Here is a 23,629-nt window from a genome sequence, read left to right as displayed (position 1 = left end):
TTAATTCTTAACTAAAACCTAAAGCAATAAAAAACAATAGTACATAAATGGCATAAAACAATTCAAGTCGTTGATAGTCAAATTTCTATATGCGATTTCTAAGCCATTATTATCGATTTGACATGTTAAAAGAAATAAAATTAAGAGAAGGCAAACCTGATATTTTATGAAATGGGAGTTAAACTTTTTTAGCGATAGAGTTCTATTAAACTTTTAAACTCGGAACTAAAAAAGGAAGTTTAAGTACCTTGATAAATTATTAGAATGAGATAAACGGCGAGAGAATATATTTGTATCGATTCATTAATCGTGACGGTTAATTTCTTTCACGGCGTCCTTATTCACAAGCTTTGTACAATTTTACCCCTTGTTGTGAATTATATTTTATTGTGTCTTTTTTAAATTTACGCAACTTAGTATTTAAAGAGAAAGGTGAGATTTGAAATTCCTTCTAAACTTTTATTATTCCGAAATTTAAACTGTACTATGAATACAAGAATTATTAAACTTATGTTCAAACAATTTTTTATAGTTGTTACACTGGGAGTTTTAAATTCCCATACTTTAATTGCGCAAAATGTTCCCGATATCTTAAAGAATAAAAAAGTTTCCAAAACAAATTATTTACCCGATTTTAGTTTTGCGGGATATCACTGGGGCGAAAAACAGATTCCAAAGGGCAAAGGGAAAATTATCTTTGCCACAGACTATGGGGTGATTGCAAATGATGGACTTGATGACTCTGGTGCTTTGTTAAAAGCTTTGGAAGATACCCGGGATATGGAAGGAGATATAACTTTACAGTTACCCCCGGGAAAGATAATCTTGAGTGAAATCTTATTTATAGAGCGCAGTAATTTCGTGTTGCGTGGTGCCGGCGTGGGAAAGGAAGGAACCGAAATCTATTGCCCACGGCCAATGCGCCTTATGAAAGATCCCGAATCGTTAAAGGAATTAAGGGAATACCTTATTGAGTTTGATAAACGACAACGGGAACCTGAAAATAATATTGATCTTCCATTCTCACAATATGCCTGGTCTGGCGGTGTTATTTGGACACAGGTGCCAGGAGAGCGTATTAAGTCTTATACGGCAAAATATGACAGATCTAAAAACGTGCTGGCCAATGTGACTGGCGGGGAGCGTGGCGAACATACTTTAAAAGTTTCAGAGAGTAGTAATTTGAAAGTTGGCGATGTAGTCCAGCTAGAGCTATTTAATAAAGATGGTGAAAAGGGAGAAATTATTAAAGATATGTATAAAGAAACCGGGGTAAAAGTAGGTTCCCATCACTGGAATTTCCCTGAGCTACCTATTGTACGCCAACAAGTAAAAGTAGTTTCAAAATCTGGAAATACAGTTAAAATTAAATCTCCCCTTACTATTTCAATAGATGAAGCTTATAAAGCGCGTCTTGTAGAATGGAAACATTTAAAGGAAGTTGGGATAGAACACTTGCGCATTTCGTTCCCAGATGCCCCTAGAATTGCCCATCACGTAGAAGAAGGTTATAATGGAATTTATTTAACCAGACTTCATAACTCCTGGGTAGATGATGTGGTAATTATAAATGCAGACAGCGGGATTTTAACTGAAGGAACAGCTAATACCACTATTGAAAATGTGGTGACCAATGGTGATAATAAAGCTCATTATTCCGTAGCTATGTCTGGTGTTTTTAATGTTCTGGTAAAAAACCTTAAGGTTCAAAACAAAGTAATTCACCCTCTTAGCTTCAATACTTTTTCTACTAAGAGTGTGTATCAAAATTGTGAAGTGTTAATTGATCCTATTTTAGATCAACATTCTGGGGCAAACCATCAAAATCTATTTGATAATATAATAGTTCACGTAAAACCTAAAAATAACAACTATCCCCTCTTCAAAGGAGGAGGTGCGGGGTATTGGAAACCTTCACACGGTGCTTATAATACTTTCTGGAATATTAATGTTCATTTTCTAAATGGTTTGAACAACAATGAGACAATTTTACTCAATGGTATGGAAGATGGACCTTTAGCAAGAGTGATTGGAGTTAAGGGAAATAACCCTATTGAGATTGAATATGGCCCCGACGCTTATATTGAGATGAGCAACCGAGATATCTCACCTTCCTCTTTGTACAATTATCAGTTGGATAAAAGACTGGAGTAAAATCCTATAATGTTGGGAAGTTTATTTATTTTCGGTTTCAGAATATTATTACTTAGAGACAAATTATGATCCGAAATACTTGTTTAATAATTCTACTGTGTTTTGTTAGCCATTCCTATGCTCAAAATGGAGATTTTATTTTTAAACATTTATCTTCTTCAGATGGTTTGTCCCAGGGCTCGGTGATTAGTATTCATCAGGATAAATTAGGTCAAATGTGGTTAGGTACCAGGGATGGACTTAACAAATATGACGGAAACGCTTTTACGGTTTATAAAAATAACCCGAAAGATTCCCTATCAATTAGTAATTCAGATATTCTGAGCATCGAAGAAGATGAACGGGGGTTTCTATGGATTGGGACTTATAATGGTTTAAATAAATTCAATCCATTAAAAAATAGGTTTGAAAGATATTTTCACGATGATGAACCTACAAGCTTAAGTAATAACACCATTTGGAGTGTTGAAGAGCTTAACGATGGTCAAATTTGGGTGGGAACCTCCAATGGTCTTTCTATTTATAATAGGGAAAATAACAATTTCAAAACCTTATTTTATTCTGGGGATGATTCTTCCTCTATACCCGGAAATTATGTGCTTAAAATTTTTCAGAATAAACACGGGGAAGTCTATGTGGGGACTTCACAAGGTCTAGCCAAATGGGAAAAGGAGAAGGGTACTTACTCTTTTACCAGATACAATAGGAAGATTTTTATTCAGGATATAATAGAAGATAACGCAGGAAATTTATGGGTAGGTACTAAGAATAAAGGTTTGTACAAGCTAAATGTAAAGACCGATAAACTGGAAAAATATACGCACGGAGGCGAAGAAGAAATAGATAAAGACATAAGGGCTCTCACTATTGATAAGAAAAGTAGGTTATGGATTGGCACTTACAACGGTTTAGCCATTATTAATGCTAATGGCGAATTGCATAAGGTAGTCAATAAGCCATTTAAAAATACAAGCTTAAGTAAAAATACCATAAAATCGATTTATACCGATAAGAAAGGTTCAGTTTGGATTGGGGCGTATTATGGTGGTGTAAATATTTGGGATGAGTCAAATTCAAATTTTATAAATTATAACAAGGATGGTAGCGAGAACCAATTGAGTTATGATGTGGTTAGTTCGATTGAAAAAGATGACGAAAACAATATTTATTTTGGTACCGAAGGAGGAGGAATTAGTGTTTTAGATTATAATACCAAGAATTCAAGTTATATTAATACCGCTACTTTTAAAGAGCTGCCAAGTGAAAATATAAAAGCTTTGAGATTCTCTGTCGATAATCAAAATTTATGGATAGGAACTTATAATGAAGGATTAGGGGTTTTCGATGTACAGAGAAAGAGATTTGTTAATGACATAATTCCAGACTCACTTCAGGAGTTATTGAAGCATACCGGGGTCTATTCTATACGAGAGGATGAAAAAAATGTCTGGATTGGAACTTTTGGAAAAGGACTTATTAATTTTAATAGAATCAAAGAAACTTTTAAGCTATATGAACATAGTCTAGATAATTCTGTAAGCCTATCGAATAACAGAATAAGAACAATTTTAATAGATAGCGAAGAAAATATATGGGCGGCTACCCAAAAAGGTCTTAATAAAATTATCCCTGCTAAATCATCAAAAGATGTCTCTATAGAACATTTTTTCTATGATAAGAACGACAATGCAGGTGACGATGTGCTAAGTGTATTTGAAGATTCTAAAGACAAAATTTGGGTAGGCACAAAATCTAAAGGCTTGTTTTTCTATAAAGATGGTATTTTTAATCCTGTGGATTTACTGCGAAATTCTCAAGAAATTATTGCGCCTATCCACGCTATTCTGGAAGATAAAAACGACAATTTGTGGCTTAGTACCAATGAAGGTATATTGAAATATAATCCTGCTACAAAAGAGGTTTCACACTATAATGAAAGTGAAGGCTTAATTAGTAATGAATTTAATAATAATGCCTCCCTTAAATTTAACGAAGAGCTTTTCTTCTTTGGTGGACCGGCCGGGGTTTCATCTTTTAATCCCAACAAAATTGTTCTCAATAACTATTCTCCCCAGGTTATATTGACAAATTTTAAGATTAAAAATGAATCGATAAACACAGGAGAAAACGATATTTTAAATAAAAGTATCGCTTATACAGAATCGATAAATTTAAGTTATGACAAGGCCAATTTTTCCATAGGTTTTGCAACTCCAAATTTTATAAATTCTTCGAGTAATAAATATGCCTATAGATTAGTAGGCCTAGAAGAGGAGTGGACCAATACCACAAAAAATGAAGTTAATTATACTATTCAAAATGCCGGCACCTATACTTTTGAAGTGAAAGGTGCAAATAATGACGGAGTTTGGAATGATACCCCTACTACTTTAAAGATTGAAGTAAAACCTGCTCCCTGGAAAAGTGCCTGGGCTTTTATATTATATGCTTTATTAATCGGCCTGGCTTTGTATGGATTGATTTGGATAATGAAATCTAAGACTAAGTTGAAACACGAATTGGAATTGGAACAAGTGGAAAAAGAGAGGAACCAGGCCGTCACGAATGCAAAAGTTCAGTTTTTTACGAATATCTCCCACGAATTTCGCACTCCGCTTACTCTTATTCTGGGCCCACTGCAGCAACTTCTTTCCAGTTACAAAGGGAGTAATAAGATGTATAAAAAATTGTTGGTAGTAGAGAGTAATGCAAATCATTTGCTACAGCTTATAAATAGGTTGATGGATTTTAGAAAATTGGAGAACAATCAATTTAAACTTGAAGCTGCAGAAGGAAATATCGTAAAATTCCTTAAAGAAATCTATTTATCTTTTGATGAATTTGCCCAGGATGGTAACTACGACTATACTTTTGAAACTTCCGATGAGGAAATATTTGTGTACTATGACCGGGGCAAATTAGAACGTGTGTTTTATAACCTCATTTCCAATGCTTTTAGATATACGCCAAATGGCGGTAAGATTCATTTAAGAATTGAAAAAGAGGATACTCAAATAAATATAGCCTTAGAAGACTCTGGAATTGGGATTGAAAACGAAAATTTAGACAAGGTTTTTGATAGGTTTTTTGAAATTGAAAAACCAAAAGCAAATCAACCTTATAATCAGGGGACTGGTATTGGCCTTTCCATAGCAAAGAATATTGTAAAACTTCATAAAGGAGAAATTTTGGTTAACAGTGAAGGCATAAATAAAGGCGCTGTTTTTCAGGTGAAACTTAAATTAGGAAAGGAACATCTTTCCGAAGAAGAAATTATAAAAGATTTTAAGTTTAGTGACGATCTTTCGCTCTATGCCAATCAGGTTAAAAACCCGGATATCTTACTGAAAAGGGATATCGAGGACCTTGTCTTAGATAAAGAGCGGGAAACTATTCTTGTGGTTGAAGATAATGCCCCGCTTAGAACATTCATCAAGAACTTGTTGAAAGATGATTATAATATTCTGGAAGCAGAAAATGGAAGGGTAGCCTTAAAAATGACCTTAAAGCATATGCCACATCTTATTATTAGTGATGTGATTATGCCAGAAATGGTGGGAACGGAACTTTGTGCCCAAATTAAAAACAATATTAAAACAAGTCATATCCCTGTTATCCTGCTTACCTCCAGAAGCTCTTTAATTTATAAAGTAGAAGGTTTAGAGAGTGGGGCCGATGATTATATAAGCAAGCCATTTGATATCAAAGAGTTTGTTCTTAGGGTTAAGAACCATTTAGATTCTACAAAGCGTTTAAAAAATAAATTTGTTCACGAAAACAAATTAGCTCCTGCAGAGCTAACGGTTTCTTCTATGGACGAGGAGCTATTGGAAAAGGCTTTAAAGATTGTAGAAGATAATATAGATAACGAACAGTTTAATATCCCAACCTTTAGCGCAGAGCTGGGAGTAAGTCGGACTATGCTTTTTACTAAAATAAAAGCCTGGACCAATTATACCCCAAACGAATTTATAAATGAAATTAGAATGAAAAGGGCAGCTCAATTGTTGGAGCAGGGTAAAATTAACGTTTCTCAAATTAGTTATAAGGTAGGATTTAGAAGCCCGAAGTATTTTGCTAAATGTTTCCAGAAAAAATACGATCTCACCCCCAGTCAATATGTAGAAAAGTTTTATGATGATATTTCTACTACTTCTTAATGAACTCGTTTAATCAAAATTTTTCAAAAATCCATCCCTAGTTTCCTTCACAGTTGTTCAAAAAGGTGCGGATCTGGGGTTGATTGGTAAGCTCCTGAATATAGATAAGATTCAAAGATTCCAATTAAAAGAATGTAAAAAAGAATCTTAATAGTTTGTTAATGCACTGGTTTCCAGTCTTCTGAATTTTTGTATCCCCTCATTTGAATTATTACAAACTTTTCAATACTTAGATTTGGTTTTATGAAATTCAATAAATCTAAAATAAAAACCTTAGAGATATTTCTTGCAGCGATTGTAATCGCACTGGGTTTATTGATCATTTACTTTATTTAATATAAAACCAATTAAAAAATGTCTTATGAATAAAAAACACATTATATGCTGGTTGAATTTTCTTTTAATAGGCTTTGTATTTGTTAATTCTCCAATTCTGTTGGCACAAGAGCAAACGATTACCGGTAAAGTAGTAACGGCAGATGATAATATGCCAATTCCTGGGGCAAATGTTTTAGTTGCTGGCACGGATAAAGGTGTGGTTACAGATTTTGATGGTAATTATTCCATCGAGGTTTCAAAAGATAATGCTGTACTGGTATTTAGTTATATTGGTTATCTACCTGTTCGTATGAGAGTGGGTGGTAATCTTGAGATTAATGTAGCTTTAGAAGAAGATGTTAGCAAACTTAACGAAATCGTAGTAGTTGGCTATGGAACTCAAAAAAAGAGTGATATTACCGGCTCGGTTTCTTCTGTTAAAGGTGAGGAACTATCTGAATATCCTGTTTTGAGTGGAGAACAGGCCTTACAGGGAAGAGCTGCAGGAGTTGCTGTGCAATCAAATAATGGAGGGGAACCGGGAGCGCCAATTAAAATTAGAATTCGCGGTGGTACTTCTATTAATGCAAGTAGTGATGCCTTGGTTGTTGTAGATGGATTTGTAGGGGCATCTATGCCCCCTCCAGAAGATATCTCATCTATGGAGATTCTTAAAGATGCTTCTGCAACCGCAATATATGGATCAAGAGCGGCAAATGGAGTTATTTTGGTAACTACTAAAAGAGGGGAAATTGGAAAAGTAACCGTTGAGTTAAACTCGTCTTATTCCATTCAGGAAGTGAGTAATACATTAGATCTTCTAAATGCCGAGCAATTTGCCGATTATAGATCTACATATAGTGAGAACTATAGTCCTGGAACAGCTAATACAGATTGGCAGGATGTAATTTATCGTACAGGAAGTATTGCAAACCATCAGGTATCATTTTCGGGTGGTAGTGAATTTGCCAGATACTATGTTTCAGGAACTTTTTTCGACCAGGAGGGAGCAGTTATAAATTCAGATTTAGAGAGATTCTCTTTCTTAGCCAATATTGATCTTGACGTTACCGATAAATTAAAAGTTGGACTTAATACATTTGGAAGAAGAAATTCCAATCGTGGGATCTCTACCCAATCGGCTAGTGGTGGAACCGGAAGCGCCGGAGTAGTTTCATCGGCCTATAGATTTGCTCCTGATTTAGGGGTTTATGATGAAAATGATGAATTTACTATAAATTCCCTGGGAGATGATATTGATAATCCCTTCGCTGCAGCAACCGAGAAGGTTAACGAGAGAGTTGCAGATTTATACCGGGCCAATTTTTTTGCTGAATACCAATTATTGGATGGACTAAGCTTTAAAACTACCTTAGGGTATAGTTCATATAATGTGATTTTGGGTAACTTTACTCCCAGTACGTTATTAAGTGGAGCAGGAGTTGGAGGAGAAGCAACAATTGAAAACGAAAGAGAGACCAATATTATTACCGAAAATTATCTCACCTATAATACCGAGATTGATAAAGGAGAGCTTACTTTATTAGCAGGGTATTCTTATCAAAAAGATAAAAACGAGGACTCTTTTGCGGGTGCAAGAGGTTTTGTTACAAATTCAGTTTCTTATAGGAATTTGGGTGGAGGCTCAACTTACCTAAAACCAGAATCTTCATTAACAGAAAGGGAATTAATTTCAGTTTTTGGTCGATTAAATTTTGAATGGGACGATAGATACCTGTTAACGTTTACAGCTAGAAGGGATGGTTCTTCAGCTTTTAGTAAGAATAATAAATATGCTTTTTTCCCTTCGGGTGCTGTAGCCTGGAATATGGGTAATGAAGCTTTTATGGAAAACAGTAATGTTATTTCAGATTGGAAATGGAGAGTTAGTTATGGGGTAACCGGTAATCCTTCAATTCCGGCTTATGGAACGCTGGCCAGGTTTTCAGAAATTTATTCGGTAGTTGGAGATCAAATATCCAATGCTGTTGCTATTACCGTTTTGCCAAATGACAATTTAAAATGGGAATCTTCATATCAAACAGATATTGGGATAGATGTTGGACTCTTTAATAACCGGTTAAGTATAACTGCCGATTATTATAAAATAGATACTAAAGATTTATTGTTCGCAAGACCATTGCCAGAATATGTAGGCCTGGCCGAACCATTTCAAATTCAGAATATTGGAGAATTGAAAAATGAAGGGTTTGAAATCTCCTTTTTCTCCAGAAACCTGGTAGGTGAAGATTTTAAATGGAGTACCAATTTTAACTTTGCAACCAATAAGAATGAGGTAGTTACCCTGCCAGAGGGCGATGATATTATAATAGATTCCAGTCCAGGGCACTTCCTGCAAGATGAGTCACAAATTTTAAGGGAAGGTGAACCAGTGGGGTCTTTCTATGGTTATGTTTACGAAGGAGTAATTCAAGAGGGCGATGATATTCCCGAAGGTTTTGAGAATGAACCTGGCGGGGAGCGCTTTGCCGATTTAAATGATGATGGAATAATAAATTCAGATGACAAAACTATTATTGGTGATCCCAATCCCGATTTTACAGCTGGACTAAATAACAATTTTAAATACAAAAATTTCGATTTAAATGTGTTCTTTCAGGCTTCGGTTGGGGGTGATATTCTCAATTACACCCTTTTGGAGTTAGCTTCTGGAGATGCTAATGCCACTACAGATGTATTAAACGCGTGGACACCCACAAATACAGATACTAATATACCTGCTGCTGCAGTACGTGAAAAAAGAATAACTTCCAGATATGTTTATGATGGTAGTTATGTAAGATTAAAGAACCTGTCCCTGGGATATTCGTTACCTAAGGATTTTACCGAGAAAATTGGTTTTCAAAAAATCAAAGTCTCGGTAAGTGGGCAAAATCTTTTAACTTTTACAGATTATCCCGGGGTAGATCCAGAAGTGAATTATCGAAACAATAATAATGAGCGCAGTAACACTAACCTGGGATTAGACTATGGAAGTTACCCCAATGTGAAGTCGTACACCGTTGGAGTTAATCTCAAATTTTAACCTAAAAAGATAGAATGATGATAAAAAATATAAAAATTTTATTACTCGCTACCTTGCTAAGTGTAGGGTGTTCAGATTTAGAAGAGGAGCCCGTAGGAATCCTGGCGCCAGAATCTTTTTTTAAGAATTTAGATGATCTGCAAGCTGCTGTTAATGGAAGTTATGCTTATATGGCTTCAGAGAAATACTGGGGAAGAAAATTGACATTAAGTCTTCTACTGCGGGGTGATATGGCAGATATTGGAGATTTGGGAACTTCGGCTCGAAGACAGGATGTCAATAATTTTGAAATGGCAGATGATAACGGAATGATAACCGAGCTTTGGCCGCAAAGCTACGCCATTATTGGTGCAGCAAATCAGGCTATAGATGGTGCAGACCGAATAGATGTTAATGCTGAAAAAAAGAATGCAGTGGTTGCACAGGCTTATTTTAGCAGGGCTTTTGCTTATTATCATTTAGTGCGGCTGTTTGGAGATATTCCCTATATAGATTTTGCGGTTTCAGATGCTTCTACCGTAGAGGATATTTCAAAAACCCCGGCAGCAGAAGTTTATGAAAATATAATTACAGACCTTCAATTTGCCAAAGAATGGCTGCCAGATACCCAGCCTACAAGATCACAACCAACAAAAGCTACAGCCACGGCATATTTGGCTTCGGTTTACTTAACGCTGGGAGATTACCAAAAAGCCTATGATGAAGCTAAATTCGTGATAGATAATAAAGCTAAGTTCAATCTTAAACTGGAACAGGATTTTCAAAATCTTTTTGTACCAGATAATGCAGCAGCTTTACAAGAACCACTTTTTACCATAGATTTTATAGGGCAATCCAGGGATGGCGATTTAGGCCAGGATTATCTCGCCCCTTTAACAGGAATTAGAGCAGATGAAACCGGCCGTGCAGAAAATGGCGGTTGGACAGTAGCTGTACCTACATTAAACGTTTATGAAGATTGGAGTGGCAGGGATTACCGTAAAAAGGTTAGTCTGGATACCGTTGCTATATTTAATGGAGAGGAACACGACTTTACCGAATTTGCCAATTTCTCAGATCGTGGGGTAAATCGTCCTCATATTGCCAAATATTATAGGTTTCCTGGAACAAGTGGGAGCAACGGTAGGGAGTCCAGCCATAATTTTATTACCATGAGATATGCTGAAGTACTGCTTATTGCTGCGGAAGCTTTAAATGAAATAAATGGAGGAGCGACAGAAGCAATAGGATACATTAATGAACTTAGAGCGAGAGCCAGAAATAGAGGGGGAGAAATGGCGAATTTCCCTGAAGATGTTGCTGCCGGAATTTCACAAGATGATCTAAAAGATTTAATTATTAGGGAAAGACGTTTAGAGCTGGCTTTCGAATTTAAAAGATGGTATGATATTAAAAGATTAAAATTAGGACAAGAGGCTTTTGGGCCAAATGGTTTGGAACCTCACTCCAATTTTGATCCCAACAGGGATTACCTCTTTCCACTACCCGGTGATGAGCTATCTCGTAATCCAAATTTACAACCCAATAATCCGGGGTATTAATTAATAAATTCTCGGTAGAATGTTTATAAAAATATTGAAGGGAAACCTGATATTTAGCAAGATTAAAACAGAATAATCGTATAGAGTAATATCGTTTATAAAATTATATTCTATCGTCAATTCATTCCAATAAGTCCTAAATATAAGAGACCTCACAGGTTTTGAAAACCTGTGAGGTCTAATTAAAAAAATAGAATTAAAAAATTATTGAGCTATATGACAAAGATTAGAGTTAGCTGTTTAGCCTTTATCCTTGGATTTACTATGCTTAGCCTAAGCTGTAAATCCAGGGATGAATCTAAAAAAGAGACGAAAGAAGATGATATTTCCTCGCTATTGGAAAAGAGGTATCAAAAATTTTTAGAATACCCTATTGATTCTACGGCTTTCCCAAGAAGCTATAATCAGGCTACAAAGGAAATCAAACAGGTGTCTTCAAAAGATTGGACCAGCGGTTTCTATGCCGGTAATTTATGGCAACTATACCAGTTGACCGGAAAAGATGAGTTTAAGGAGAAAGCTCAAAAATGGAATGCTTTCATTGAAAAAGAGAAGTTTAATGACGGCACACACGATATGGGCTTTAAGGTATATGGAAGTTTTGGGAAAGGCCTGGAATCGATAGAAGATTCAACATACAATCAAATAATCCTTAAAAGTGCCAAAACCCTGGCTACCAGATTTAATAAAAAGGTAGGCTCTTTGCGATCCTGGGATTTTAATCGCGACAAATGGGAATTTCCTGTTATTATTGATAATATGTTGAATTTAGAGCTGCTTTTTGAAGCTACCAAAATGAGTGGCGACAGTAGTTATCATAAAATGGCGGAAACTCACGCCAATACCACGCTAAAAAACCATTTTAGGAAAGATAACAGTACCTGGCACGTGGTGGTTTATGATACGATTTCCGGTGATGTTAAGGAAAAGATTACACACCAGGGAATAAATGATGATTCCTCCTGGGCGAGAGGACAGGCCTGGGCAATCTATGGCTTTACTATGGCTTACCGTTATACAAATAACGAGCGTTTTTTAAAGCAAGCAGAGGCAACGACAAAATTTGTTTTAGAGCATTCAAATTTACCGGAAGACGGTATTCCATATTGGGATTTCGATGATCCCGATATTCCAGATGCACCCCGCGATGTCTCGGCCGCAACAGTAATTACTTCAGCATTGTTGGAACTTTATAAAGTTACCGAAAAAGAAAAGTATATAAAGTATGTAGATAAAGTGATGAATACCCTTAAGAGTCAAGAATACATTTTGTCTGCAGAAGTTTCTGCGCCATTTATCCTGAAACACAGTACAGGAAATTATCCAAAAGATGACGAAATTGACGGCCCTATAGTTTATGCCGATTATTATTTTTTGGAAACACTACTAAGAAAGAAAGCCCTTCAATAATCAAATAATTTACAATGAAAACGTTTAAAATCTTCACTTTACTGCTGTTTTTAGGTGCTTATAATATAAGCCTGGCAGGTAATGCTAAAAATATGACAGATGACCTACGTAGTAAGTCTAATCTTAACGAAAACTGGTCATATTTAGAAAATAACAGCACTAAGCTACAGGAAGTGCAACAGGCAACTTCCTGGGAGTCCATTTCCTTACCACATACTTGGAATGATGAGGATGTGATGGATTCTGAGCCCGGCTACAGAAGAGATGCAAGCTGGTATAAAAAGAGTTTGGAACTTTCAGAAATATCAAAAGATAAAGTATATCAGCTATATTTTGAAGGAGCTAATATTACCACAGACGTTTACGTAAACGGAGAAAAAGCGGGTGAGCATGTAGGCGGGTACCTCGGATTTAAAATTGATATTACCAACTTCATTAAAAAGGGAGAAAATGAAATTTTGGTTCGGGTAGATAACGGTTTTAATCCTGAAGTAATTCCTTCCCAAAAGAACGATTTCTTTATTTACGGTGGTATTACGCGAGATGTGTGGTTACTGGAAATACCCAATACTCACCTCAAAAATTTGAAAGTTAAAACCCCTCAGGTTTCCGCAGAAAAAGCATCTTTGGAGGTTGATGTTGATTTAAAAAACACAGCTAAAACTAAGCTTTCGGTAACAGCCCAATTAATTGACCCTGAAGGAAAAACAGTAGCCGAAAAAACTACTGACCTTAATGGAGAAGATGGAAGTTTGGTTTTCAACGAAATAAAAAAACCACAGTTATGGGATACCAAAAACCCTAACCTGTACAAAGTAATTGTTTCTTTAAAAAGAGATGGTAAAACAATAGATCGTCTAGAAGAACGTATGGGCTTTAGATGGTTTGAGTTTAAAAAGAACGGACCATTTTATTTAAATGGAGAACGTCTTTTAATAAGAGGCACTCATAGACACGAGGAACACGCCGGGGTAGGTGCCGCCGTCTCCAATGAGCAACATCGTAAAGACATGGAAGCTATTAAAAAAATGGGTGCCAATTTTGTGAGGTTAGGGCATTATTCACAAGATCCCGAAATTTATAAAGCCTGCGATGAATTAGGACTTCTGGTTTGGGACGAACTTCCCTGGAGCCGTGGCGGACTTGGAAATGAAAAGTGGGAAGAGAATACGAAAGAGTTATTAGAGGGAATGATAAATCAGAATTTTAACCATCCCAGTATTATTATCTGGTCTTTAGGAAATGAAATCTACTGGTTACCCGATTTTGAAGATGGGGATAATACTAAAAAAATCAACTCTTTTTTACAAGAATTAAATGGTTTAGCACATAAACTTGATCCTTCGCGTAAAACTGCTATTCGCAAATATTATGAAGGCTCGCATATTGTAGATGTCTTTTCTCCTTCAATTTGGTCTGGATGGTATTCCGGAAGTTATAAAAGTTATGGAAAAGCCGTAGATAAATATAAAAAGGAATACAATCATTTTCTGCACGCAGAATACGGTGGTTCAAGTCACTTAGGAAGGCATACAGAAAATCCTATTACCGGGGAAGGCATAGTTAAATCTGATGGCTGGGAAGAAGAAATTGTACAGACAGAAGTGAAAAATATTGCACAAATTGGCGATTGGAGTGAAAACTATATAGTTGATCTTTTCGATTGGCATCTTAGAATATCAGAAACCGACCCTACTTTTGTTGGGAATGCGCAATGGGCTTTTAAAGACTTTGGCACTCCTTTAAGACCAGAGAATGCGATTCCCTATATGAATCAAAAAGGTTTGGTAGATAGAGATGGAAAACCAAAGGATGCTTATTATGTTTTTAAGAGTTACTGGAGCGATGATCCTTTTGTGTATATCGAATCCCATACCTGGAAAGAGCGCCAGGGACCTAAAGATTTAGAGCGTACTATTAGCGTTTTTAGTAATATCGAAGAGGTGGAGTTTTTTCACGATGGTAAAAGCCTGGGCAAAAAACAAAAAGATATTAATAAATTTCCGGCTTCCGGGCTAACGTGGGATGTTCAGTTTAAGGAAGGCGATAATAAACTGGTAGCAAAAGGCAAAATCCGAGATGGAAAAACCTTTACAGATACTTTAACGGTTAACTATCGCTTCAAGAAAAATAGTGGTGTAGAGGCATTAGAATTATCTGCTAAGCAATTAGATAACGGGAATTATCTGGTAACGGCACTTGCAGTAGATGATGAAGGGCTTCGTGCGTTAGACTATGAAGAACGGGTTTACTTCCAGGCGCTTGCTGGTGGGAAAACTATTAAAAACCAGGGTACGCCTACGGGAAGTGAAATTATAGAAATGGCCAATGGAAAAGCTTCTATCGAAGTAATTCCCGAAAAAGGTGCAGACTTTATAGAAATGACCGTGCTCAATCAAAGCTTTAAAGGAACGTTTTTAAAGATTCCGTTAACCCGGAATAATAATTAAATTAGGGATAAATCTTTGTAGCGACAAAGTTTCGCTAACATTTCTTATACTCAAAAATGAAGTTCAACTAAGTCGGGGTTAACTGCCGAGATTCTGTATTTGATCTGATTCATGAATAATGGCGGTTAAAATAATAAATGTGCCTTGGGCCAAAATCCTACATATAAAAAATGACAATATATGTTTCTGAAAAACTTTTATCTATCTGTTGTTCTGCTAAGTGTTTTTACAATCACCGGTTGTAAAGATAAAACACAGAAGGAGGGAACATTTAAGTCTAAATATCTTAAGGCGGAGAAGGAAAGGGTTTTGACCAGGGCAGATGAGTATAAAAATAAGGTGCCGGTTACCGTAACCGATTCTGTTTCAGAAAGGAGCCAGGGTGGTAAGCACGATTTTTATTCTGAAGGTGATTATTGGTGGCCCGATCCAGAAAATCCTGGCGGGGCTTATATAAGAAAAGACGGGTTAACCAATCCCGATAATTTTAATGCAGACCGGAAAGCTCTAATTAGGTTAAATCAAATTTCGGGTGCTCTGGCTTCTGCTTATTTAGTAACAGGAAACAAGGAATATATTAAGAAATTGCTTCCTCATTTACAGGCCTGGTTTGTAAATGAGGCCACAAAAATGAATCCCAACCTGCGCTTTGGCCAGGCTATTAGCGGTGTTGTTAGTGGAAGAGGGATTGGGATTATCGATACTGTACATTTAATAGAAGTAGCCAAAGCCATAGAAATCACTGAGAGATCTGGAGTTGCTTCAAAAAAGGATATTGCCATTATGAAATCCTGGTTTCGGGATTATTTAACCTGGATTTCAACGAGCGATTTTGGTAAAGCTGAACGGGACAACGGAAACAACCATAGCGTTACCTGGGCCTTGCAGGTTGCCGCATTTGCAGATTTATTAAAGGATAAAGAGCAACTGAATTTTTGCAGGACCTTTTATGAAAAAAAAATATTGCCGGAGCAGATGGATGAAAAGGGCGCATTTCCTAAAGAACTCGCCCGCACAAAACCTTATGGCTATTCAATTTTTAATTTAGATGCTATGTCCAGTTTATGCCAGATACTCTCTACGCCTCAGGACGATTTATTTAATTATCATACTAAAAATGGAAAAAGCATTTCTTTGGGTTTAAAGTTTTTATATCCTTATTTAAAAGATAAGTCTAAATGGCCTTATAAGAAAGATGTATTACATTGGGAAGACTGGCCGGTTCAACAGTCAGCTTTATTGTTTGGCGGACTCGCATTTAAAAATGAAGAATATTTGCAACTATGGAATTCTTTAGATAGCGATTACTCCAACCCGGAAGTAATCCGGAATATGCCGATAAAATATCCACTTTTGTGGTTAAATTGAGATATTTGACATTTTGCTTAGCCAAAACAAGCTACGTATTAGCTATTGTTTTTGTGCCACTTCTCAATTTGTAATATAATTGTCTGTTTTCACCTCAGCGTCACATCATAATGATTATTTCGTGTTTTTTTAGTGCTTTGGAATGCTTGTGGCTTAACAGGAATAAATTTTTGATTTACCATTAAAACACATTATTGACGTAATAGGTTCAAATTTAAAGCGGAAAAAAGTTGCCACGAATACTCGAATATATAGAATTTCACTGATTTTAGCTGATTAAATCCACCTAAATTCTATCACATATCAACCCTTCCGACTTCTTCCGCTATCGCAGAAGAAGCCACCTTCCCTTTGAAGGGAAGGAGCGCTTTCAATTCAACGAAGTAACCCGATAAGCCAGCTCCCATCCTTGGCAAGGAGGGGATGAATTCAGCTTCGCTGAAGAAGGGGTGGTTGCGTGCTTTTCTTAAGTCGAATTCAGGTTCTGAGCAATTTGACAAACTTCGCACAGACGTGTTAAAGAAACTATTATTTGGAACGCTTCGAATGCTCAGCGGGACATTTTTATTCATTATACCCAATGGATTATAAATTGATTCTAAGAGCATAGCGGTCTTTATTCTTTTTAATTCATCTTTTCAATAGAAAAATCGGCAAACTTTACAATTTCATTCCGTAGGTTTGATGTATCCAGGATACTTCTGTAAATCCCCCATTTGGGGCGTAGAAATTTTGCATCTGTCTTCCACATGCTCAGATTTTCATTTGAATAATCTAAAATTTGTTTGTCATTGTCTATTTGGGTTAGTGTGAGCTGATAACTTGCTGTAGCTTTTTCACCATAGACGATTTTTTCTTTAGCTTCGATCCATTTTCCTTTCAGCAGGGATAATTTAATATAGGTTAACTCTTTTTGGTTTTTATGATCAGCATATAATAACTGCAACTTATCGGGAGAAGATTGTCTGGCGGTGAGTGTAATAAGTGGCATCCCGCTTTCAGAACCACCAACAGCTTTAATTTGGTGTAGGTGCGTGAATTTATAAGAGGCTTGAAAACTAGCATCTAATTTAAATTTCCATTTATATATTACCGTCTCCCCCTGGTAACCCAATAGTTCTTTAGGAGAATTTCCATAAGTTTTTATTTCGGTGCGTTGTCTGTCAAAATTTTTACACCTATCGTTGTCTTCATTTGTATGGATGTGAAAATTAAAGACATAGCTTTGTAATGTTTCGTCCCATTCTTCTGTAATATGTTCTCCAAAATCAGGATGGGCGCAATCTGGTGTTTCAACTACATCGCCTTTTGGAGCTAAAGCACGGTTAATTAGTTGATAAGTATTTCCTTTAGCATTTGCTTTTAAAATGGTGGTTTGCGCAAAGTTGGTTAGGCTAAATAAATACAAAATTAGAAATGAAGTTATATATCTCATATTTCAGGCATCTATCATATAATTTATTTGACTTTGGTTTAGCAATGGATTGAGAATATCCTGGTTTGTCATTCCGAAGCTTTTAGATTCCTCCTACCTTGGAATGACAATTTATCACAAGCGCACTATCTTCATTGGCTAAAAACTCCCCTTGTAAGCTCATTTTTTGTCTTTTTATCCTTCCATAGCCCCAAAGTTCCGGGTCTATATAAGTCAAAAAAGCCTTTAAAAACAAAAATCGATAATTTTCCCTTTAAAGTGAAAATTTTGAATGAGTTTAAAAACAAAAAACTGCCCCAGCTTATTGAGGCAGTTTTTATTAATAATTGTGAAGGCTTATCCTTCCGCTTTAAAGTACTCGTCTCCAGACCAGTCTTCGGCTCCAAATTCAGTAAGAACTTTATCGGTTATAATAAACCAATCTATACTTTGTTCTTTTACTTCTTTGGCGCTTTTGTCTGATGTTGGCTGTAAAGTAACATCCAATCGTTTAGAAATATCTGCTGCAGTACTGGTAAAACCTTTCATATTTACGGCTACAAGGACCCATTCTCCATTGGTGCTTCTATACTCACTATCTAATTCCCTACGTTTGTCGCCCACATAAATTTTTACGGAAGAAACTCCGTCAGATTTATACCAGAAGTGTAGGTATGGCGTGTTATTAAACGCTCCCTCATCTAATACCGTTTCAAGTTTCTCTTCATTGTCTGCGATATCATTAATCCTAATATCTGATACAGAACTTCCTGTATATCCCATATGCACAACGTTATAAAAAACATCGCTGTTTGGAGGGAAAGCAGGTTGCATTTCAGGATCTGAAATATACTGCTGCGTTGCAGTAATGGGAGATGGTTTAAATTGAATACTTGGTAAATCGATAGGGTAATCATCAAAATCCAGAAGTTTCATAAATTCTCCATTTATATATGGAATATTACTAAGAATAGTCTCCTGATCTTCAGAATAAACAAATTTAATAGGATAATAACCTGTCTCCAATCCTTCCGGCACTGCGAAGCTTAAGGAAGTAGGAGTAACTTCATCAATCGCTGTTTCCTTGCCACCAACACTAACAGAAGTAACAAGGTTCATATTTTCTCCAATTACAGTTACGGGATTACCTTTTGTCATTAATCGAGGTGGATTGTTTACCGTAGGTTTCGGAATAATAATCTCATATTCTTCTTCTAAAACCGTGGTTTGTTCGCCGGCTTCAGTATTATAAAATAAGGTTAAAGCAATTGGGCTTTCATTATTTAAAGGTGTTTTTATAACTAAAGCATTTTTTTCTTTAAATTCAATAAAACCTTCTTTTTCCCCAAACTTTACTTTGGTAACAGCATCCATATTTTCACCCTCTATGGTGATGTTTTCGTTCACTTTAGAAGACGTTGGTATTTCAGAAGAAATACTGGGAGTAGGATAAGTGATGTTCAAATCACCTTCAGAAACTACTTCTTTCCCGGCTCCGGTTACTAATTTTATAGGTCCGGAGGTTACATCAACTCCCGCTTCTATAACAATTTGGTTGGCATTCACTCGTTGATGAATGGGGGTTTCAACTCCATTAATAAAAGCTTTCTCCACAAAGTTTAAGGCGCTACCTTTTACGGTTACATTACCTAAAAGTGGTGTGCTTTCTGGTGAAAATGAAGTGATCTCTGGTTGTTTTCCCCTAATTTCTTCAAGTGACCTATCTATCTCCAGATCTGCTTCGCAAGAGAAGAAGATGAGAAGTCCCAATAATAAGCTGCCAAAAGTTAAACCCTGGTATCTTCGTTTATATTCAGTTTTCATAATTTAATGGTTTATATTAATTATTTGGCAATAGGCCTATTCTACCTATACCGTTATTTTCTTTTAAGAGATAAGATTTTTTAGAGGGGATAAATTGACTTTCATCTTCCCACTTTGGTTTTTTGAACATTAAATCCTTCTGTTTAGCCCCCTTCGAGAATTTCACTTCTCTGGCATCATACAATACACTGTTGCTTATGAAACTTTTTTCTCCAACTAACCTTACCGGATATTTTATATTATAGCTGTTTGCAAAAACTGTATTGCTAATTTGTACACTTTCAATACCGTTTGTCTTCACAATAACCCCGTCATCTTCTTTAGAAACGTTGTTAAAGACACTTTGATTAATAATTAATTTGGAATTATTCGAGCTGCAGCCTGCACCTTTGCAGTAAAAATTTATTGCAAACTCTTTTATGTCTTTAAAAGCTGTGTTTTCAATAATTATATTTTGCGCATTCACTTTGCCCTGTCCATCTTTTTGAAATGAAAGGTTGAGCCCGCGATAACTATTTTCTAACCTGGAATTTTTAAAGCTAACTGTATCGGCGTAGGTATTAAGATAAGCCTTATAAATACTACCTCCATTAGTGTTTGTGAAATTTAAAAAATCACAATTGTCAATAAATAAGGAGTACTTACCATCCTTGCCTTTTCCAGGGGAAACTACCGCATACTTGGGAACGTGTTCCCCTGAGGCATCTAAAATGAGGTTCTCTAAAAACAACTTGCTTCTTTCCTTAATCCTGAAGAAATATAGCGGACGCTTTTCTACATCTTCAGCTATTTTTAATATTACTTTTCCTTTTTCGCTGCCAATTATTTTTATATTTCCTTCAACCCGCATTTCATCATCTATAAAATAAGTCCCCGGATTTAGATAAAGCTTCGTTTGCGTTGAGGTTTTGGAAAGTGCTTTTTTAAGTGTTCCTAAACCCGGTTTTACAATCAATGAATCTTCCCTGGGCTTAACTTCTTTAATTTCTGGTTTGTAAGAAGGCCCCACGTTCATTTTAATTGCTTCCGGTAAATCTTTTGCTCCCAAATTAAAAGCACCGGCTACATAATTTTCACGAATACCCCCGGTGATATCATCTTCCGGGCTATTTTTTAATTTTTTTACCTTTTCTAATGCCGGGTTATCTGCTGTGGGAACGGGTAGGGAGCTTATGGTTTTCCAATTGATATTTGCTTTCTGAAAGTATGCTGCATCAACTTCGGCTTGAGAACTTACGATATTTCCGTAGAAATTAAATCCGTTTAGGCTACCATAAGATTCCATTACTTTTGAAGCATTGCTGTTGGTAATTAAATTATTGGCAAAAGTTACATTGGTGGGAGCGACGGTTTTTTCTTCATCTTTCCCTACACCAAGTGCTACAGCACGGCAGTTAATAATCGTATTATTTTGGATATTTACATCTTTTACCGGTTTATAGCGATTAAGGGGGGAATTATGGATGCCGCTCATTACCGATATTGGCGCTCTATAACCATCACCGCTTAGTCCTACTAAGAGATTGTTGATCACGGTATGTCCGGCATTAATAACTCTTATCCCACCGGTTTCGGGCTTATTGTTTCCCAGAAATACATTTTTTTCAACTAAAGCCCTATCTCCATGTCTTAGCGTTAATGTACCCTCACATTCAAAAAACAGGTTGTTCCTAAAAATGTTATCTCCAGATTTGTTGGAGATAATTTCAATCTCTCCATTACATTTTTGGAAGAAATTATTTTCTACCAGGGTTTTAGAAGAACTTTCAGAATAAGTACTTGTTCCTATCCTTATAGTTTCGCCGCCGTTTCGCCCTAAAGGTGGTCGCTCCCCAAAATAATTATGGTCTATGCGATGCTTGTTTTCAAGATGTTCTTCGCTTTTTAACCAAACTACCAGGGTTGTACCGGCATTGGTTTTGCCGGTAAAATTACTGTGATCTACCCGGTTGTTTTTACCCCATAGTTCTAAATAATAATATTTAGTGTTTTCTTTAGGATTATAGTTGGAGACCGTGCAATCTGTAAGTCTGCAATTATTTGCGATTTCATTATTGTTCTTTTTGAAAGAAATAACTGCAGACTCTTCAGTATAACCATTTTTAAACCACAAGCCGCTAACAGTAATATAATTGCCGGCAATTCTTAAATTAGATTTACCGTTTATAATTACTTTCCCAGGAGTTTCCGCAGAGATACTTATGGGTTTTTCTTTAGTTCCTTCGCCTACGGCCAAAAGTTCCACATTGCTCCATGCTCCATTTTTTAGTACAATGCTATCTCCAGGATTGGCATTATTTACAGCTTCATTATATTCAGCTATATCTTTCACCATGATTTTGGTTTGGGCTAAAGCACAAAGTTGAAATAATGCCAGGAAAACGGCTAAAATGATATGTCTGTAAAACTTAGTCATTAATAACCAATGTTTTGAGCAATGTTAGGATTCAGGTCAAGTTCATATTGCGGAATAGGTAGCAATAATTGCCATTCCTGAATAGGCTCAGCGCCTTTCTCAGGACTGTTTGGATCATTGTAAACTGGTTCTCTATTAAAATGCTGATTAATTACAGTAACCGCCCTATCGGTACGAACCAAATCAAACCAGCGCTGGTTTTCAAATGCAAATTCCAACCTGCGTTCTTCTTCAATAGCTAATTTCATAGCGAAAGAAGAGTTAATGTCAGCTACATCGTAAGGAGTAGCTCCGGCTCTTTCCCTTACCTTATTTAATAATTCCAGAGAAGGAGCTATACCTTCGGTCTCCAGGGTTGTTTTGCTCATCATTAATAATACATCGGCATATCTTAAAACAGGCCAGTCAACTCCAGAATCATTATACACACTAAAATCTGAGTTGTATTTTACAACATGTTTATCATATTCTGGCTCATCATTTGAGTTTAACCAAAAATCGGCCATAGAGGGTTCTTTTCGCTCTCCATTTACCGGGTAAGCCTGGGAAATACTTTCAGTAGGAACATTATAGGAACGGCCATCGCCTTTTACAATTAGATCCCCCGTTTGTAAGGGTGCAAAATAATTGGCGAAAGGTGCGCCTAAGCCTACACTTCCACTTTGATAGCGTACAGCAAAGATTATTTCAGAATTGTACTCATTATCCACGTCAAAAACGTCATCATAATTCTCTAGAAGTTCAAACGGACCTTCATTAATTATTCCTGCGAGCTCTGTTTTAGAGGAATTATAATCTTCTAAAGTGAGATAAACTTTTGCCAGGATTCCCTGTGCTGCCCATTTTGTAGCCCTCCCGGTTTGTTGATTTTCAAAAGATTCAGGGAGGTTTTCTTTAGCGATTTTTAGGTCTTCAAGTATAAAATCATAAACTTCCATTTCTGGTGATCTATCCAGTGTTAAAGCTTCTTCGCCACTAATTGATTCATCTACGATAACCAACGGTCCATAAAGTCTAACTAAATTAAAATAGGCGTGAGCCCTTAAAAAGCGGGCCTCTCCTTCATATTGATCTCGGGTGTCGGTATTTTCAACAACGTCGAGGTTTTCTAAAACCCTATTTGCAAGGGCTATGGTAGAATAGCAGGCCCGGTAATAGTCGCTAGATAACCTGTTGGTAGGCGTTAATGTAAATCGGTCTAAGGTAAACCTATCTGTATCAGAATCTGGTGTGCCGTCTGGTCTAAAAAATGTATTGTCTGATCGTATTTCGGTGACATTCCATTCTAAATCCATCATCTCATACAAACTATTATAAATAGCGATAACGGCCAGGTTCACTTCTTCTTCATTCTTATAAAAAGCATCTGAAGAAATAAAGGATTCAGGGTTTATGTCTAATTTGTCATCACAGGAATTCATTGTAAACAACAGCACTAAAGGTAACAAAAACGCCAATTTTGTTCTGCTTATATCAATTTTCATTGTCATTTTTCTATATTTTTTAACTATTTTCATCATAGCGATCA

11 protein-coding genes are annotated in these 23,629 nt (G+C 36.3%); 7 read left to right on the top strand and 4 right to left on the bottom strand.

Going from position 1 to position 23,629, the window contains the following annotated elements; translation table 11 throughout:
• Positions 1–486: 486 nt before the first annotated feature.
• The 7 genes from BUA71_RS10220 to BUA71_RS10190 all read left to right on the top strand — a co-directional run bounded on the left by BUA71_RS10220 (position 487) and on the right by BUA71_RS10190 (position 16,447).
• Entirely contained in the window at positions 487–2,154 is a 1,668-nt protein-coding gene (locus BUA71_RS10220; protein ID WP_245812569.1) for a hypothetical protein, read from the top strand.
• Positions 2,155–2,219: 65 nt separating this feature from the next.
• Positions 2,220–6,314 carry a hybrid sensor histidine kinase/response regulator transcription factor gene (locus tag BUA71_RS10215; protein WP_072879378.1) on the top strand — a complete coding sequence of 1,365 codons (4,095 nt, stop codon included), beginning with the start codon at positions 2,220–2,222 and terminating at the stop codon, positions 6,312–6,314.
• A gap of 361 nt (positions 6,315–6,675) precedes the next feature.
• Entirely contained in the window at positions 6,676–9,678 is a 3,003-nt protein-coding gene (locus tag BUA71_RS10210) for a SusC/RagA family TonB-linked outer membrane protein (RefSeq protein WP_072879376.1), read from the top strand.
• A 14-nt stretch (positions 9,679–9,692) separates the two neighbouring features.
• Positions 9,693–11,219, top strand: coding sequence for a RagB/SusD family nutrient uptake outer membrane protein (locus BUA71_RS10205; protein WP_245812568.1), 1,527 nt, complete (start codon positions 9,693–9,695; stop codon positions 11,217–11,219).
• A 216-nt stretch (positions 11,220–11,435) separates the two neighbouring features.
• Positions 11,436–12,629, top strand: coding sequence for an AGE family epimerase/isomerase (locus BUA71_RS10200; RefSeq protein WP_072879372.1), 1,194 nt, complete (start codon positions 11,436–11,438; stop codon positions 12,627–12,629).
• 14 nt (positions 12,630–12,643) lie between these two features.
• Positions 12,644–15,079 (top strand): glycoside hydrolase family 2 protein, encoded by a 2,436-nt coding sequence (locus BUA71_RS10195; protein ID WP_072879370.1) that lies wholly within the window; start codon positions 12,644–12,646, stop codon positions 15,077–15,079.
• Positions 15,080–15,259: 180 nt separating this feature from the next.
• Positions 15,260–16,447 carry an alginate lyase family protein gene (locus tag BUA71_RS10190; RefSeq protein ID WP_072879368.1) on the top strand — a complete coding sequence of 396 codons (1,188 nt, stop codon included), beginning with the start codon at positions 15,260–15,262 and terminating at the stop codon, positions 16,445–16,447.
• A 625-nt stretch (positions 16,448–17,072) separates the two neighbouring features.
• Here BUA71_RS10190 and BUA71_RS10180 read toward each other — a convergent pair.
• From BUA71_RS10180 to BUA71_RS10165, 4 genes are all read right to left on the bottom strand, one after another.
• Positions 17,073–17,882, bottom strand: coding sequence for a heparin lyase I family protein (locus tag BUA71_RS10180; protein WP_072879364.1), 810 nt, complete (start codon positions 17,880–17,882; stop codon positions 17,073–17,075).
• Between the two features lie 336 nt (positions 17,883–18,218).
• A complete protein-coding gene (locus BUA71_RS10175) occupies positions 18,219–19,685 on the bottom strand; it encodes an IPT/TIG domain-containing protein (protein WP_072879362.1) in 1,467 nt (488 codons plus the stop codon).
• A gap of 16 nt (positions 19,686–19,701) precedes the next feature.
• Complete coding sequence (locus BUA71_RS10170) at positions 19,702–22,101, bottom strand: polysaccharide lyase 6 family protein (RefSeq protein WP_083572075.1); 2,400 nt, start codon at positions 22,099–22,101, stop codon at positions 19,702–19,704.
• Positions 22,101–23,621 (bottom strand): RagB/SusD family nutrient uptake outer membrane protein, encoded by a 1,521-nt coding sequence (locus tag BUA71_RS10165; protein WP_175545950.1) that lies wholly within the window; start codon positions 23,619–23,621, stop codon positions 22,101–22,103. The genes BUA71_RS10170 and BUA71_RS10165 overlap by 1 nt, the downstream gene beginning before the upstream one ends.
• Between the last annotated feature and the right edge of the window lie 8 nt (positions 23,622–23,629).

The organism is Salegentibacter echinorum (genome assembly GCF_900129445.1).
In the GTDB taxonomy this organism is placed as follows: domain Bacteria; phylum Bacteroidota; class Bacteroidia; order Flavobacteriales; family Flavobacteriaceae; genus Salegentibacter; species Salegentibacter echinorum.
Note: the sequence above shows the minus strand (reverse complement) of the source record. Positions and strands in the feature narration are given on the sequence as shown.